General features: G+C 72.4%; 14 protein-coding genes. 10 read left to right on the top strand and 4 right to left on the bottom strand.

The genetic code is table 11. The features are described 5' to 3' along the window. Positions 1–106: 106 nt before the first annotated feature. Both OG440_RS04170 and OG440_RS04165 read right to left on the bottom strand, forming a co-directional pair. Positions 107–682 carry a carboxymuconolactone decarboxylase family protein gene (locus tag OG440_RS04170; protein ID WP_406005455.1) on the bottom strand — a complete coding sequence of 192 codons (576 nt, stop codon included), beginning with the start codon at positions 680–682 and terminating at the stop codon, positions 107–109. A gap of 511 nt (positions 683–1,193) precedes the next feature. After that, the gene (locus OG440_RS04165) at positions 1,194–2,369 is read right to left on the bottom strand and encodes an MBL fold metallo-hydrolase (protein ID WP_406005454.1); all 1,176 of its coding nucleotides are present in this window, start codon (positions 2,367–2,369) and stop codon (positions 1,194–1,196) included. A gap of 584 nt (positions 2,370–2,953) precedes the next feature. Between OG440_RS04165 and folP the strand changes: the two genes are divergently transcribed. From folP to OG440_RS04115, 10 genes are all read left to right on the top strand, one after another. Beyond that, positions 2,954–3,847: a dihydropteroate synthase gene (gene folP / locus OG440_RS04160; RefSeq protein WP_406005453.1), complete on the top strand. Its 894-nt coding sequence runs from the start codon at positions 2,954–2,956 to the stop codon at positions 3,845–3,847. Positions 3,848–4,013: 166 nt separating this feature from the next. Further along, positions 4,014–5,357: an aminomethyl transferase family protein gene (locus tag OG440_RS04155; protein WP_406005452.1), complete on the top strand. Its 1,344-nt coding sequence runs from the start codon at positions 4,014–4,016 to the stop codon at positions 5,355–5,357. 131 nt (positions 5,358–5,488) lie between these two features. Then, positions 5,489–6,361, top strand: a complete 873-nt coding sequence (locus tag OG440_RS04150) for a methylenetetrahydrofolate reductase (protein WP_406005451.1) — start codon at positions 5,489–5,491, stop codon at positions 6,359–6,361. After that, the gene (gene purU / locus OG440_RS04145; RefSeq protein ID WP_406005450.1) at positions 6,358–7,263 is read left to right on the top strand and encodes a formyltetrahydrofolate deformylase; all 906 of its coding nucleotides are present in this window, start codon (positions 6,358–6,360) and stop codon (positions 7,261–7,263) included. The genes OG440_RS04150 and purU overlap by 4 nt, the downstream gene beginning before the upstream one ends. A 123-nt stretch (positions 7,264–7,386) precedes the next feature. Further along, positions 7,387–8,256 (top strand): bifunctional 5,10-methylenetetrahydrofolate dehydrogenase/5,10-methenyltetrahydrofolate cyclohydrolase, encoded by an 870-nt coding sequence (locus OG440_RS04140; RefSeq protein ID WP_406005449.1) that lies wholly within the window; start codon positions 7,387–7,389, stop codon positions 8,254–8,256. Positions 8,257–8,482: 226 nt separating this feature from the next. Beyond that, positions 8,483–9,412, top strand: a complete 930-nt coding sequence (locus OG440_RS04135) for a LacI family DNA-binding transcriptional regulator (protein WP_406005448.1) — start codon at positions 8,483–8,485, stop codon at positions 9,410–9,412. A gap of 170 nt (positions 9,413–9,582) precedes the next feature. Further along, the gene (locus tag OG440_RS04130) at positions 9,583–9,840 is read left to right on the top strand and encodes a hypothetical protein (RefSeq protein ID WP_406005447.1); all 258 of its coding nucleotides are present in this window, start codon (positions 9,583–9,585) and stop codon (positions 9,838–9,840) included. Positions 9,841–10,371: 531 nt separating this feature from the next. Next, positions 10,372–11,487, top strand: a complete 1,116-nt coding sequence (locus OG440_RS04125; protein WP_406005446.1) for a DUF3500 domain-containing protein — start codon at positions 10,372–10,374, stop codon at positions 11,485–11,487. Positions 11,488–11,490: 3 nt separating this feature from the next. Continuing rightward, on the top strand, positions 11,491–12,948 hold the full coding sequence (locus OG440_RS04120) for a hypothetical protein (protein ID WP_406005445.1): 1,458 nt from the start codon (positions 11,491–11,493) through the stop codon (positions 12,946–12,948). Between the two features lie 198 nt (positions 12,949–13,146). Further along, positions 13,147–13,371, top strand: coding sequence for a hypothetical protein (locus OG440_RS04115; protein ID WP_406005444.1), 225 nt, complete (start codon positions 13,147–13,149; stop codon positions 13,369–13,371). A 37-nt stretch (positions 13,372–13,408) separates the two neighbouring features. Here the strand turns inward: OG440_RS04115 and OG440_RS04110 are convergent, their stop codons facing one another. Together OG440_RS04110 and OG440_RS04105 are read right to left on the bottom strand one after the other, a co-directional pair. Continuing rightward, positions 13,409–14,860, bottom strand: coding sequence for an amidase (locus OG440_RS04110; RefSeq protein WP_406005443.1), 1,452 nt, complete (start codon positions 14,858–14,860; stop codon positions 13,409–13,411). A gap of 130 nt (positions 14,861–14,990) precedes the next feature. After that, positions 14,991–15,686 (bottom strand): TetR/AcrR family transcriptional regulator, encoded by a 696-nt coding sequence (locus tag OG440_RS04105; RefSeq protein WP_406005442.1) that lies wholly within the window; start codon positions 15,684–15,686, stop codon positions 14,991–14,993. Positions 15,687–15,735: the final 49 nt, after the last annotated feature.

Genomic DNA, 15,735 nt, shown 5'->3' with positions numbered 1-15,735 from the left:
GGCAGGAGCGAGCCGGAGGGGAGCGGAACCGGGTCACCGCCCGGCAGCGCCGGATGACGCGGGGGAGTGCTGGTCGCGGCGTGGCAGGGAAGGCCGAGGTGCCGACTCAGGCGGGGGTGTCCTCGCGGCCGACGCGGCGGAAGCCCCTCAGGTCGGGGAAGGGCGGCGGACGGTCGTCCTGGAGGTCCACCTGGAAGGTGTTCAGGACGAGGGCGAGGGTCGCGAAGGTGCCCAGGCAGAGCACGAGTTCGACCAGGGTCTCCTCGCCGAACTCCGTGAGCGCGGCGGCGTACGTCTCGTCGTCGACGAAGTGGTCCGTCAGCGCCTGGGCGGCGAACCGGTGCAGCACCTCCTCGTCGGGGCGGGTGAATCGCGGGGGTTCGCGACGGGCCAGCCGACCGAGCGCGTCGGGGTCCAGGCCGGCGGCTTCCGCCTTGCCCACGTGGGCGTTCCACGAGTGTTGCGCGTCGAGGTGGCGCGCCACGGTCAGCAGGGCCAGTTCCCGCAAGCGGGGCGGCAGCGCCGACTGCCGCATGCAGGAAGTGCTCAGTTCCTCCAAGGCGCCGCCCAACGCCGGGCTGCGCAGCAGCACTTGGAAGGGGCCGTGGACTCCGCCGCGGCGCGCCCTGAGCCGTTCACGGAATGCGGCCTGGGCCGGTTTCAGGACATGAAGCGATGACAAGCGCAAGACGCCTCCTAGGGCTGCCCGTGGGGGTGAGATGAATGCGACCCGCTTGCAACATGACCGCAGTCCGAGCGCCGTGTCTACGAAGTGAACGTGCCGCAGAGGGAAGGCATACGTTGCGCAGTGAGCGCTGTACACGGCCCGTCCACCGGTGCGAAAGGGGGCTCCACGCGGTGTCCTGGGGGCGATTTCGTGCGCGTCCCGTCAACCCGCCGGAGCGCAACCTCAGGCTGCGGTGAGGAAGCTGTGAGTCCCCGTCGGCCGGTTGTGGCACCCGCGCGTCCCCGCCCAGCATGGGTCGCGGCCCCGCTCGCGGACGGGCCGTACTCGCCACCGTGCGCCGGCCCGGCCGGCCCCGTTCCGACAGGAGACGTAGTGAGCCTGCGAGGCATCCCCACCCGCGGCGCGTCGACGAGCCCGGACGCCGCGGGTCCGCCCCGGCCGGCAGGGCGGAAGCAGGCGGGGCCCGGCGGTACGGACTCTCCGGGCCCCGATGACTGCCTCCGGGCTACCCCTGGCGGTTCCTGCCGCGGCGTACCGGGACCCGCATCAGGTCGGCGCCCAGGATCATGCTGCCGCCGTAGTCGGCCCGGTGCGCGCTGTCGCGGAGCAGGCGTCGCCATGTCGCGTCGGGGACGGCGGCCGGGTCCCCCGGGCTGAGGTGGGTGGCGACCAGTGTGCCGACACCGGCCTCGGCGGCGATCCGTCCGAGTTCGGCGACGTCGGTGTGGCCGGCCAGGATGTGGTCGATGAGGGACTGCGGAAGGCCCAGACCGGCCAGGCCCGCCGGGTAGAGCGCCTCGTGCACCAGCACGTCCGCGTTCCGGGCCAGGGTGACGACGTTGGGGGAGGGGGCGGTGTCGCCGGAGAAGACGACGCTGCCGTGGTCGGTGTCGAAGCGGTACGCGTAGGCGGGGAACACCGCGCCGTGCGGGACGAGGATCGCGCTGACCAAGAGGTCGTCGTTCTCCATGACGGTGAAGGGCCGCATGGCGGGTGCCGTGTTCGTCGCGGAGCCGCCGGCGGCGGCGGGCGGCAGGACGTCGTGGACGTCCAGCAGGGTGGCCGGGTCGATACCGATGTGCTCGGTCATGAAGAAGGTGGGGGCGGCGGCATAGGCCTGCCCGGCCAGCCTGGTCATCTCCACGGTGCCCGGCACGGGCCCGGGCGCGCCGGCCACGGTGGAGGGCAGACCGGCGGGGCCGGGACCGTGGACGGACACGGGTGTCCGGAAACCCTGACCACCGGACGCGCCGGCCGACAGCAGGGGGAACGCGTAGTAGTCGACGATGTGGTCGGCGTGCAGGTGGGTGAGGAAGATGCCGGTCAGCGAGGGCATCGACAGTCCGGCGCGCATGTACTGGCTGACCGCTCCGCGGCCGCAGTCGACGACGTACGTTCTGCCGTTGACGACCAGGGCGGACGAGATGCCGTACCGGCCGGCCAGCGGGGGCGGGCCGGAGTTGGTGCCGAGCAGGACGAGCGACAAGGCCGCGTCGGAGGCGCTCGTGGGGGTCGCGGCCGCGGCCGGCGCCGCTGCGATCAGCGGCGCGGCGACGGCCGAGGCCGCAACGGCGCCCAGTACCGCTCTGCGGGAGGTGCGGCGCGTCTGCTCCGCCTGCGGCGGATGCGCGCACAGGCCGTGGACCGGTTGTTCGTCGTCGTTCTCTGCGGCTCGGCACATGAGGGTCGGCTCCTTCGCGGTGCGCCGGACGGGAGGAGAGCGGCCGGGGCACGGGACGCGGCGGGGCCCTACCCGCGCCTCGTCCTCGCGCCGCGTGCGGCGACCGCGATCATCCGGCGGAATGCTGCCCGCCACCGCGTACGCCGGGGGAGAGCGCGTCACGCAACCTAAGATGGCGCGCCGCTCGCTCGGGTGCGTCCGACGGCCCCGCGAAGACCGATCCGAAGGCCGGCACGATCATCGGGATGGTCCTGGACCCGGGCGACTCGTGCGGGCTCGTGCGCGGTGCCGGGTGCGCGGCGTGCGGGGTGCGTGGCGCGGCCCCCGCCGACGGTGTGCGCCGTCCCGGCCCGGCCGAGGGGCGAGGGTCCGGGGCCAGGCGCTCGGGGCTACCTCGCGGCGCCGCTCGCGGGCGGCGTGTCGGCCAGGGCGGGCCGCGTTGCCGCGCCGTTCCCCCCCCATGCGGGGTGGCCGTCATGAGGCCGCTAGAACGATTTAGTGTTCCCCTGCTAGCATCCTGCCCCATCCCGTCCCCTTGAGCATTCCTCTCCCCGAAGGAACGCGGGATCCAGGAGGTTGCACCGATGCCGACCATGGAAAGTGCCGCCCCCGAGCGGTCGAGAACCCCCACGCCACCGGAAGGGCTTCCCCGGCCCGGCCGCTGTCTGGTGATGGGCATCCTGAACGTGACGCCCGACTCCTTCTCCGACGGCGGCGTGTACGCGGACACCCGGCAGGCGATCGACCGCGGACTGGAGCTCGCCGGCCAGGGCGCGGACATCGTCGACGTGGGCGGCGAGTCCACCAGGCCGGGCGCGAGGCCCGTGTGTCTCGACGAGGAACTGGCCAGAACGATCCCGGTGGTGCGCGAGCTGGCCCGGGCCGGGGTGTGGGTGAGTGTCGACACCCTGCACGCGCCCGTGGCCCGCGCCGCGGTCGAGGCGGGCGCCCGTCTGGTCAACGACGTCAGCGGTGGCCTGGCCGACCCGGCGATGGCGCGGACCGTCGCCTCGGCCGGTGTCCCGTACGTCGCGATGCACTGGCGTGCGCCCAGTCGCGAGATGGACCGGCACGCGCGCTACGGCGAGGTCGTGGCCGACGTCACGGCCGAACTCGGCGCCGTGCTGCACCGGTTGGCGGAGGAAGGAGTCGACCCCGCCCGGATCGTCCTCGACCCGGGACTCGGCTTCTCCAAGCGCCCCGAGCACGACTGGACGCTCCTGGCCGGTCTGGGGAGCCTGCGGAAGCTGGGTCACCCCCTCCTGGTGGGCGCGTCGAGGAAGCGGTTCATCGGTGCGGCCCTCGCCGAGAGGGGCGCCGGCGAGGTGCCGCCCGGGGAACGGGACGTGGCGACGGCCGCCGTCTCCGCGCTCGCCGCCGTCGCGGGTGCGTTCTGTGTGCGGGTGCACGACGTCCGCGCGAGCCTCGACGCGGTGCGCATGGCGGCCGCCTATGTCGAGTTCCGTGGCCGCACATAAAGATTGCGCGACCAGCGCCTCGCTCGGGCGGGATCGCTTTGCTAGCTTGCGCTAGATCGTTTTAGCTTTCTCCAGCCGTCCGCTCACGCGGCCTGCTGGTTCATCTCTGTCGCTAGCTAGATCGATCTAGCTCTTCCGGGACGGACAGCGACGAAAAGGAGCCGTCATGGCAACCCCCTCCCTTCAGAACGGCATCGACAAGGCCGGATCTCCGATCAGGCTGCTGTGGCAGCCGGGCGCCGCGCCGTGGACCCCCGAGGTCGTCGAGCGCGAGTACACGGGCTGGCGTCAGGAGCAGGCCGCGTGGCACGAGGGTGTGGCCCTGCTCGACCTCTCGCACCACATGTACGACATGTGGATCGAAGGCCCGGACGCCACCCGGGTGCTGGCCGACCACGGTGCCAACAACTTCGAGAAGTTCGCCCTCGGACAGGCCAAGCAGTACGTGCCCGTCACCCGCCACGGCCACATCGTCACGGACGGCATCCTGGCCCGCGAGGGCGAGAACAAGTACCTGCTCAGCGGCATACCCGCGGCCCAGCACTGGGTGCAGTACCACGCGGAGAAGGGCGGCTACGACGTCGGCTTCGCCACCGACGCCTCCTCCGCCTTCCGCCCCGGCGGCGGCGACCCGAAACTCTTCCGCTACCAGATCCAGGGCCCGCTGGCCGCCGAACTCGTCGAGCGCGCCTTCGGCGGGCCGCTGCCGGAGACGAAGTTCTTCCACTCCAGTCCGGTCACCCTGGACGGGCGCCCGCTGCGCGCCCTGCGGCACGGCATGGCCGGCCAGGCGGGCTTCGAGTTCATCGGCGACTGGGAGCACGCCGCCCACGTCCACGAGACCTTCCTGAAGGTCGGCGAGCCGCTCGGCCTGATCCAGGTGGGCGCCCTGGCCTACGCGACCCCGAGCGTGGAGAGCGGCTGGATCCCCTCGCCGGTGCCTGCCGTCTACACCGACCCCGAGCTGGCGGACTACCGGGCGTACCTGCCCCTGTTCGGTATCGAGGGCAAGCGGCCGCTGAACGGCAGCTACTTCTCCGAGGACATCGAGGACTACTACGTCTCCCCGTACGAGCTCGGCTACGGGAAGCTGATCCACTTCGGTCATGACTTCGTGGGCCGGGACGCACTGCGCAAGGCGAAGGACGAGGTGCGGCGCACCAAGGTCACCCTCGTCCTCGACGCGGACGACGTACGCACCGTCATCGGCGACGGCCAGGACCCCGGCTTCGTCCTCTCCTACGCCCGTCACCGGGTGGAGACCGCCGCCGGTCTGGTCGGCGTCACGATGCAGAGCGCGTCCATCGACCCGGTGGGCAGGGTCCTGTCCCTGACACTGATCGACTCCGAGTACGCCGCGCCGGGCACCGAGGTCACGGTGGTCTGGGGCGATCACCCCGGTTCCGGCACCGACCCGGAGGCGGACCTCGGCCTCCCCCGCATCCGCGCCACCGTCCAGCCCGCCCCGTTCGACCAGCACGCGCGCACCCTCTACCGCCGCGACCGCTGACATCCGCAGCCCACCGCACGGCATCGCGACCGGCCCGCCCTCTGACGTGACGTCAGGCCGACGGGCCCCGGCGGTGCCCCGGCCGGGCCCGCGGACTCGGCTTCCGCAGGCGAGAAAGCGAGACGAACACGATGAATCCCACCGGCGCGGCGCGAACAGCGGTCGGCCCGGCCCTCCTCGAGGACTTCTCCCTGGAGATGACCGGGAAGGACGTCCCCAAACTGGAGGAAGCCCGCGACAGCATCCCCCGGGGCACCCGCATCAACGTCACCTTCCTCGGCAACGAGGACCTGGAGATGCGGCTGGCCGCCGCCCGGGCGGTGAAACGCCTCGGCTTCGTGCCGGTGCCGCACATATCCGCCCGCCGCCTCGGCTCCCGGGCCGACTTCGAGCGGTTCCTCGCCGGGCTGCACGCGGACGGCACGTCCGACGACGTGTTCCTCGTCGGCGGCGACCCGGCATCCCCCGAGGGGCCCTTCGCGGACTCCCTGTCCCTGATCGACACCGGACTCCTCCGGGAGTACGGCGTACGGCACGTCGGCATCACCGGCTACCCCGAGGGCCACCCCACGATCGACGGCACCGTGCTCTGGACGGCACTGCGCGACAAGCACGCGGCCCTCGCCGCCCAGCCCTTGGAGGCCGGCGTCATCACCCAGTTCGGGTTCGACGCCGACCCGGTGCTCCGCTGGGTGGAGGAGGTCCGCGACCGGGGCATCGACGTCCCGATCAGGGTCGGCGTGCCCGGCCCCGCCGGAGTGCGCCGGCTCATGTCGTACGCCGCCCGCTTCGGGGTCGGCACCAGCGCCTCCGTGGTCAAGAAATACGGGCTCTCCCTGACCAACCTCATGGGGACGGCGGGGCCGGACCGCTTCCTGCGGGACCTCGCCGCGGCCCACGACCCGGCACGGCACGGCGATCTGAAGATCCACTTCTATACGTTCGGCGGGCTCAAGGCCACCTGCGACTGGGCCGCCCGCTTCCGGAAGGAAAGCCTGGCATGACCCTCACGCAAGCCGCCCCGGCCCGCACCGCCGCGGGCAGGGCCCCCGCCCAGCAGGCGTCGCTCATCGTGCAGGGCGCCGACGCCACGGGCATCGTCGCGGCCGTGACCTCGGTCCTCAGCGGACACGGCGCCAACATCGTCTCCCTCGACCAGTACTCCGACAACCCGCAGGGCGGCGCCTTCTTCCAGCGCACCGTGTTCGGTCTCGACCACCTGCGGGCCGTCCTGCCCGCCCTGCGGGCCGACCTCGACAAGCACCTCGTGGAGGAGTTCGGGCTGAGCTACACCCTGCGGGACATGTCGGTGCCCAAGCGGGTCGCGATCTTCGCGTCCAAGTCCGACCACTGTCTGCTCGACCTGCTCTGGCGCCACCGGCAGGGCCAACTGCCCGTCACCGTCGCCATGGTCGTCTCCAACCACCCGGACGTGGCCGAGGAGGTGCGCGGCTTCGGCATCCCCTTCTTCCACGTGCCCTGCCAGGGAGCGGACAAGTCCGCCGCCGAGGCGGAACACCTGCGACTGCTCCGGGGCAACGTCGACTTCGTCGTCCTCGCCCGCTACATGCAGATCCTGTCGGGCGACTTCATCGACGACGTCGGGGTGCCGATCATCAACATCCACCACTCCTTCCTGCCGGCCTTCATCGGCGCCGGACCGTACGCCAAGGCGAAGGAGCGGGGCGTGAAGCTGGTCGGCGCCACCGCCCACTACGTCACCCGGGATCTGGACGAGGGGCCGATCATCGAGCAGGACGTCGTCCGTGTCACCCACGCGCACACCGCCACCGACCTCACCCGCCGCGGCGCCGACGTGGAACGCGCGGTGCTCTCCCGCGCCGTGCTCTGGCACGCCGAGGACCGTGTCATCCGCGAGGGCAACCACACCATCGTCTTCGCCTGACGGCGCGCCTTCCCTCGACGGGAAGCCCGCCCGGTGCGGGGACGGGTGAGCTCGTCGTACGCCCCCTCCCCACCGGCCGAGCCGGCCGGCGGCCCACCCTGGACCAGAAAGCGGTTCGCCACCATGACCACCACGATCGACGGCACCAGGATCGCCCAGCGGATCCGTTCCCGGGTCGCGGCGGAGGTCACCGCCGCCGCCGTCACGGATCCGGGGAGCGTCCCCGGCCTCGCCACCGTTCTCGTCGGCGACGACCCGGCCAGCGCCGTGTACGTCGCCGCCAAACGACGCGCCATCAGGGAGGCCGGCATGCGGGACTTCCACCGCCACCTGCCCCCGCACGCCACCCAGGACCAGGTGGCCGGGGTCGTCGACGCGTTCGCGGCCGACCCGGCGGTCTCCGGCGTCCTGCTCCAGCTTCCGCTGCCCCCGCAGCTGGACGCGGCCGTGCTGATCGACCGCATCCCCGTCGCCAAGGACGTCGACGGGCTCACCACCGCCAACGCCGGCCTCCTCGCCCGCGGGGAACGCGGACTGCGCCCCTGCACACCCAGCGGTGTCATCGAACTCCTCGACGCCGAGGGCATCGCGCTCAAGGGCGCCCGAGTCGCCGTGGTCGGCTGGGGCGACCTGGTCGGGCGGCCCCTGACCCAGTTGCTGCTGCGGCGCGGCGCGACCGTGTCGGTGGCGCACGAACACACCACCGACCTCGCGGACGTCACCCGGCCCGCCGACATCGTCGTGGTCGCCACCGGCGTCCGTGGCCTCGTCGGTCCCGAGCACGTCAGTCCCGGCGCCGTCGTCATCGACGTCGGGATCCACCGCACTCCCGCCGGGCTCACCGGCGACGTCCGCTCCGCCGAACTCGACGGCATCGCCGACCGCATCACTCCCGTCCCCGGCGGGGTGGGCCCCATGACCATCGCCATGCTCCTCGTCAACACCCTGCACGCCGCCCGATGGGCCGCCGAGCGCGCCGCCGTCGCCGCGTAGACCCGCCTCGGGACTCCTGGCTCCCGTCGAAGAGGCGGCGGCCCTCCGGCAGGGGTCGCAGCGGTCCGGTGAGCGGAGCGCAGGATGAGCGTGAGCGGCGGGAACGAGCGGGTCGCGTAGGCTGGGGCCCGCCGGGCGCGCTTAATCGTTCTAGAGGTGTGACAGCCCTTCTGGCGCAGCCGCGCGGGTCGCCGCGTCCGGTCCGACGGAGAGGGAGTGTGCCGGCATGGGCCGTTCTGGCCGGGTGACGTTGAGCGACGTGGCCGAGTCGGCCGGCGTGTCACGGGCGACGGTGAGCTTCGTGCTGAACGACGACCCACGGCAGACGATCTCCCCGGCCACCCGGCAGCGGGTCATGGAGGCGGCCCGGGAACTGGGGTACGTCCCGCACGGAATCGCCCGCGCGCTGCGCGAGGGGTCTTCCCGCATCGTCGTGCTCCACGTCGACCGGGGCATGGAGGGCAACTTCTCCCGCAGCTATGTCCGGGGCCTCGACGAGGAACTGGCCGAGCACGACCACGTCCTGCTCGTCCGGTACGGGCGCGCGGTGCCCGAGACCACGCAGAAGATCCTCGACGCCATCGTGCCGCGGGCGGTGCTGCGCCTGGGCGAGGTCTACATGCAGGACCACGGGCCCATCCAGGCGGACTGGGAGGACAGCGGGTTCGCGGCCAACGCCGCCCTGCAGATCGGCTATCTCGCCGAACGCGGGCACACCCGGGTCGCGATGGCCGTGCCCGACCACGAGTTCCCGCTGACCGAGGCCCGGCTCGGATTCGCCCAGGAGGCCGCGCGGCGACTGGACCTTGCGCCGCTGAGGCGCTTCGTCGTCCCGCGACCACGGGACGCCGGCGCGGCCGCCGTCGAGGAGTTCCTGGCAGCACACCCGGAGGTGACGGCCGTGGCCGCCTTCGACGACGACATCGCGCTGCGCACCCTCACGGCCCTGCGCGACCTCGGGCGGAGCGTGCCCGAGGACATGGCCGTGATGGGGTTCGACGAGACCGAGTACGGCTCCCTCTCCACGCCCGCGCTCTCCACCGTCCACATCGACGCCGAAGTCCTCGGGCGGCTCGCCGCCCGAGCCGCCCTCGGCATCGACCGGTCGGGCCTGGCCCCGGTGCCCGGCCGGATCGTGGTCCGCGCGTCGGCGTAGCCGCTGAAGCGTCGCCACCGACCGGCACCCGACACGTCCACGTCGAACCCACGTCCACGCCCGAGCCCAGGCGTTCGCCTCGCTCATCGGTGAACTCGGCCTGGACCGCGGCTCGCTGGTGACGACCCTGCTCGGCTTCAATCTGCATCGAGCTGACCCAGCTGCTGGTCGTGGCGCTGGTGATGCCGTCGTTGCTGGTCCTGGCCCGGACGGCGGTCTACCCGGCGTTCCGGATCGGGCTCGCGCTGGTGGGACTGGTGTTCTCGGTGTCGTGGATGCTGGAGCGGTCGACCCTGACGTCCGTTGACCCCTTCGAGAGCGCGCAGACCTGGCTGGTCGGGCATCCCCTGCTGGTCGCGGCGGCGGTGGCGACCGGGGCGGTGGCGGCCCGGCTGCTGAAACCGGCGGACTCGGCCGCGCGACGATGACGCGACCCGCGCACCTGGGCCACCTTCCCGGCCGGACGAGGACGCGCGCACAGGACGAGGCGCCCGCAGGTGGCGACCGAGTGACGGCGGGGTCTTCTGCGCCGGGTGAGGAACAAGCCGTTCGCGAAGGGCGAGTCGACGCGACCCTTCTCGCCACCGCAAGGCCGCGGCCGGTGCCCCCGGCCTGTGGGATTGTCGCCCGGCACGGCACCGAAGGCCGGCCCCGCTCTCCGGGGCGGTGGCCGCGCCCGCGCCTCGCCGGCAGGCCGGGCGCGGGCGCGGCGAGGGGGACCGTGGCGGCGAACGCGGCGTCACCACCCGCCGCCACCTGGGCGTTCGCCGTGATGCACGGGTCATCGTCGGCACGGCCGGGGCCCGTGAGCCGTCGTCTCCGCCAGGCCGCGGAATCAGGCTCGATTGTCGACAGAATCGTCGCCGATATCTGCGATACTGGCACCACCGCCGTTGACATGTACCCCACAACCTCGTCACGTGGCCTCGCACGGCCACGCCCCCACATCGGAGGCCGACTTGTCACAGCGTCCCCTCGACTCAGCCCCGGGCCACCCGACCCGGCGCGCATACCGTCTCGCGGCGGGCGTCGCCGCCGCGCTCCTGGTCGCGACCGTGTTCTCCTCCGGGGCGTCAGCTGCCCCGGAGGCCCCGAGCGGCAACCCCGCCGCGGCGGCCGGCTCGGACAGCACGGCGCAGGCCACGGCCGCGGCGGATGTCCTCACCGCGGTCAACACGTTCCTGGGCACCCTGAGTTCGTCGCAGAAGACGTCCGTGCAGGCATCGCGGACCCAGGCGAACCTGTCCAAGTGGTCCAACCTGCCCGACGCGCTGTTCGCGCGCGCGGGCATCCGCATGGACGCGCTGACCTCCGCCCAGCAGACCGCTGTGCTCGACATCCTCGCGGCCGCGCTCAGCCCCGAGGGCTTCACGCAGGTCACCGGCATCACGTACGGCGACGGCGTCCTGAAGGCGCAGGGCGGGGTCGACCTCGACTTCGGCGCGGACCACTACTGGATCCGGATCCTGGGCACGCCGTCCGCGACCGGGAAGTGGACGATCCAGTACGGCGGTCACCACCTCGCCGTCAACATCACGCTGTCCGGCGGCACCATCACCCTCGGCCCGACCCTGTGGGGCGCCCAGCCCGCCTCCTACACGCGCGGCGGCGCGACCGTGGAGCCGCTGGCCGGCGAGGCCTCGAAGGCGTTCGCCGTCGTCCGGTCCCTGAACGCGACGCAGTTGGCCACCGCCGTACTGGACACCCCGGTCAAGGAGATCATCCTCGGCGCGGGCCAGGACGGAAAGACCCTGTCCTACGAGGGCGTCAAGGGATCCGCCCTCACCAGCGCGCAGAAGACGCTGCTGCTCTCCCTGATCAACGAGTGGATCACCCCGCTCGACAGCGAGCAGGCGGCGCCGAAACTGGTGGACGCGCAGACCAACCTCGACGCGACGTACTTCGCCTGGTCCGGCTCCACGACGGTCGGCCAGCCGATCTACTACCGGGTGCAGAGCCCGACCTTCACCATCGAGTTCGCCCACCAGCAGGGCGGCGGAGCGAACGCGGGCGGCGTCACCCACATCCACTCCATCTACCGCGAGAACGGAAACGACTACGGCGCCGAGGACTAGGGAGTGAGTTTCCGACGTCGGTCGGCCCGGTGGGCGGCAGCAGTGATGCTGGCGGCCATCGGGTCCGGCCTCACCGCCCCCTCCGCCGCGGCGCACCCGAGCGACGAGACGGTCCAACAGGTGTACCTGACGCCCACCACGTCCCGACTCGACGTGGAACTCGACCTGACGCCGGGGGTGCTGGTGGCGCCGGCCTTCGCCCGAGCCGTCGACACGGACGGAGACGCGAAGTTCAGCCCGAGTGAGACGGCCGCGCACCTGCGCCGGGTGACGTCGGCGCTCCGGCTCAGCGTGAACGGCAGGCACGTCGCGCTCGAGGCGACCGGGAGCACGTACCCGGCGTACGAACTGCTCGCCGCGGCCGGCGGCACGGTCACCGTCGATCTGATGGCCGACCTGCCGCCCTCCGGGGGGAGCGTGGTGCTCACCGACGGATACGAGCCCGGCCGTACGACGGTCCAGACGAACGTGATGGTGGCGGCCGAGAACTCCAGGAGCGCCGCCGACGTCGAGCGTACGGAAGGGGGACGCACCATCAGTCTGACGCTCGCCGGAGCGGGAGCCGGAGCCGGAGCCGGAGCGGGAGGAGGAGCGGGAACCGATTCGCCGGGCCGCTCGACCAGCGGTGCGCAGGAGGCGTCGGGCGGGGACACGATGCTCGGCGCACTGCGCTCCCCGCTGTCCTCCCCCTGGGCGCTGCTGGCGCTGGTCGGCACCTGCGCCCTCCTGGGAGCGCTCCACGCCCTGACCCCGGGACACGGAAAGGCGCTGCTCGCCTCCTATCTGGTCGGCGCGGACAGCAGGCCCGGGCAGGCGGTGATCCTGGGAGCGGTCATCACCGTCACGCACACGGCCTCCGTGATCGCCCTCGGCGCGGCAGTGCTGTTGGCGGGGGGTCTCGTCGTACCGGGCGTGCTGGTACCGATCCTGGAAGTCGCCAGCGGGATCGTCGTCCTCGTGCTCGGCGCCCGGCTGCTGCTGCGGCGATGGCGGCAGCGACCCGACCACAGGCCTGGTCACAGCCATCCTCACGGCGACGGCCATCATCACCACGACGGCCACTCCCATGACGACGGCCACCGCCACGACCACGACCACGGAACCGGGGCACACCACCACCATCACCCGCTCGTCATGCCCTCGAACTTCCGGGGCATCGCGACCATGGGTGTCACGGGTGGGATCATCCCGTGTCCCGAGGCGTTGAGCGTGCTCCTGCTGGCCATCGGCCTCAACCGCACCGCTCTGGGCCTGACGATGATCGTGGCGTTCAGTACCGGCCTGGGCGCGGTGCTCGTAGCCCTGGGGCTGATCCTGGTCAGCGCGCGTACGACGCTGGAACGGTTCCGACGCCCGCGCGACAGTCCGCTCGTCCAGTGGCTGCCGGTCGTCTCCGCGGCCGTCGTGACCGTCCTCGGACTGGCCATGGCGGCAGGCGGGGCCTCGGGACTCATGGACTGACAGGTCGGGAGACCCCGGCACGCACCCCGCGTTCGCCGGCAGCCCCCGGACGCTCCGCGGCCGAGGCCGTCGGCGCGCTGGGGGCGCTCCGGTCGGGGCCGCCGGGGCGGAAGACCGACTTCCCGCCCCGGCACCTTGCTCATTGCGCGGCCGGGCCGGAACATCATGGGGCAGTCCGAGAAGACGGGTACACCAGACATGACAGCCGAACTCGGCGAGACGAGGCGCGGGTGGCCGCTGCCGCGCTTCACCCTCGCGCTCTGTGCCGTCGCGGTCGCGCACTTCGCGACCGCCGTCGCCTTCGGCCACTCCGTCGGGGAAGCCCTGGGCGCCCTGGCCGAGGACACGGTCATGCTCCTCGTGGTGCTCTCGGTGGTCGCCTACGTCAGGGCCAGGACGCGGCCGAAGGCACCGAGCGGCTGAGTGACTCCGTCCAGCGGCACGCCGGGGGAGCGGATCCCTACGTCGGTGCCTGGAAGCCGCCGATCTCCTGTTCGAGCAGCTCGGCCAGTCGAAGCGGGGTGCGGTCCTCGAACAGGGGGCCGATGAGCTGCACTCCGACCGGCAGACCCCCGGGGGAGCGGCCCGCGGGTACGGCGGTGGCGGGGAGACCGGGCATGGTGGCCACACCGGCCCAGACGAGCTGGTCGAAGTACGGGTATCCGACCCCGTCGATGTCGAGGACGCGCTCTCCCAAGCGGGGGTTGTGGTCGTGCGGGAACGCGGGGGTGGGCGTGATGGGACACACCACGACGTCGAACTCGGCGAAGAGCCGCCGCCAGCCGTGGCGGTGGAGCTCGCGACGGTTGTTCGTCTCGATCCAGTCGCGGTGGCTCAACACCATGCCGCGCAGCCGCGCCGCGTCGAGACTCCGGTCGTCCGCGGCCAGTCCGGCGGCGCGGGTCCGCAGTTGCTCGTAGCCCTCGACGGGAAAATGGGCGACGGAGCCCGAGAACAGGAACTGCGTGTAGAGCACCGCGGCTTCGGACTGATCGGGCAGCAGCGGACTGTGCCGCTCGACGCGGGCGCCGCCGGCGACGAGCGCGTCGGCCACCCGGTTCACGCCCGCCCGTACGGCGGACCCGGTCGGAATGAGCGGGTGCTCGTCGAGGACCAGCACCCGGAAGTCGCGGAGCCGCTCCCGGCGGGCCGGCGGCAGCGTCAACCGCTGCGCCACACCGAGCGTCAGCGGGTCCGGTCCGGCCATGACGTCGAGCAGGAGCGTGAGGTCACGGGCAGCGCGTGCCATCGGGCCGACGACGGCCAGGTCGGGCTCGGTCGGCAGGGCCGGCGCGGACGGCGGGACCATACCGCGGGTCGCCGCGAGCCCGAGCGTCGGCTTGTGCGCGTAGACACCGCAGAAATGCGCGGGCGTCCGCAACGAACCGGCGAGGTCGGAGCCGATGGACAGCGCGCCGAACCCGGACGCCAGGGCCGCCGCCGACCCGCCCGAGGACCCGCCCGACGTACGGCCGTGATCCCACGGGTTGTTGGTGGTGCCGTAGATCTCGTTGAAAGTCTGCACATCCTGCAGTCCCAGGGGCACGTTGGTCTTGCCGAGCACCACCGCGCCCGCGGCCCTCAGCCGCGAGACCTGCACCGCGTCCTCGGCCGGCAGGTGGTCCCGGTACAGCGGCATGCCCCAGGTCGTGGGCAGTCCGGCGATGTCGTAGGACTCCTTGACCGTCACCGGAATGCCGAGCAGCGGCCGGTCCTCACCGCGGGCGCGCGCCCGGTCGGCACCGCGCGCCGCGGCCCGCGCACGGTCGAAGTCCGGCACACAGATCGCGTTGATCGTCTTGTCGTCACGCTCGATACGGGCGATCGCCTGTTCGGTCAGTTCCGCCGAGGACACTTCACCGGCGCGCAGGGCAGCCGCGAGTTCCTCGGCCGTCGGGAAATTCGACTCCATGCACCGGACCGTACCGACGTGCCGGAGGGGCCACGAAATACCGCTTCGCACAACGGGGTTGGGCGTCCCCATCCCTCCCCGTCCCGCCCTCCCGGAGAAGCGGCGGAGTCCTCCTGGACGCGGGTGCGGGTCACGCGTGCCGATCGGCGCGGTCGGCGGTGAGGCGGGCCTCGAAGCCGTCGAGGATGGACCGGAGGCCGAACGCGAAGGTGTTGTCGGGCGCCGCGGCGTACTCCGAGGCCGCGGTGGTGCCGAGGCGTTCGCGCAACCGCGGGAAACCCAGGGCGATCTCGGTGCTGCGGGTCAGGGCGTCCGTCATCGACTGCTCCGCGTTCGCGCCGTTTCTGCTCAGCCGGCGGTTCAGCGAGACCTGCGCGGCCGGTCCGAGGGCGCTGCCGAGGACGAAGACGAGCACGGTGGCCGCCGCCCGGTCCGCGTCGGCGGGGGTGAAGCCCGCCTTCTCGTAGAGGGCGAGGCTGAGGTCGGTGTGGCGGGCCTGGCCGGGACCGTAGAGGGGTTGGCTGCCGAACGCCTGGCCGAGCCAGGGGTGCCGGGTGAGCATCGCGTGCATGCCGGTGGCTTGCGCGGTGGCGGCCGTCCGCCAGTCGGTGGCGTCGAGATCGGGCAGCTCGACCTCGTGCCAGATCGCGTCACCGGCGAGCCGGACCAGGTCGTCCTTGGTCTTGATGTGCCAGTAGACGGCCGTGGCGGCCGAGCCGAGCCGTCCGGCGAGGCTACGCATGTTGAGGCCGTCCAGTCCCTCCTCGTCGAGCAGCTCGATGGCCGCCTGGACGATCCGGTCTGCGGTCAGCGTGTTTCGCGGCATGGCCGTCACCTTACTTGCACTTAGTTCACGCAGGGACTTGCACTTTGTT

This window comes from Streptomyces sp. NBC_00637, from assembly GCF_045161545.1.
In the GTDB taxonomy this organism is placed as follows: Bacteria; Actinomycetota; Actinomycetes; order Streptomycetales; family Streptomycetaceae; genus Streptomyces.
This window is presented reverse-complemented; position numbering and strand designations above follow the sequence as displayed.

Coding starts and splice junctions, on each gene's coding strand:
- OG440_RS04165 (WP_406005454.1), bottom strand. CDS start 2,369: ATGTGCCGAGCCGCAGAGAACGACGACGAACAACCGGTCCACGGCCTG.
- folP (WP_406005453.1), top strand. CDS start 2,954: ATGCCGACCATGGAAAGTGCCGCCCCCGAGCGGTCGAGAACCCCCACG.
- OG440_RS04155 (WP_406005452.1), top strand. CDS start 4,014: ATGGCAACCCCCTCCCTTCAGAACGGCATCGACAAGGCCGGATCTCCG.
- OG440_RS04150 (WP_406005451.1), top strand. CDS start 5,489: ATGAATCCCACCGGCGCGGCGCGAACAGCGGTCGGCCCGGCCCTCCTC.
- purU (WP_406005450.1), top strand. CDS start 6,358: ATGACCCTCACGCAAGCCGCCCCGGCCCGCACCGCCGCGGGCAGGGCC.
- OG440_RS04140 (WP_406005449.1), top strand. CDS start 7,387: ATGACCACCACGATCGACGGCACCAGGATCGCCCAGCGGATCCGTTCC.
- OG440_RS04135 (WP_406005448.1), top strand. CDS start 8,483: ATGGGCCGTTCTGGCCGGGTGACGTTGAGCGACGTGGCCGAGTCGGCC.
- OG440_RS04115 (WP_406005444.1), top strand. CDS start 13,147: ATGACAGCCGAACTCGGCGAGACGAGGCGCGGGTGGCCGCTGCCGCGC.
- OG440_RS04110 (WP_406005443.1), bottom strand. CDS start 14,860: ATGGAGTCGAATTTCCCGACGGCCGAGGAACTCGCGGCTGCCCTGCGC.
- OG440_RS04105 (WP_406005442.1), bottom strand. CDS start 15,686: ATGCCGCGAAACACGCTGACCGCAGACCGGATCGTCCAGGCGGCCATC.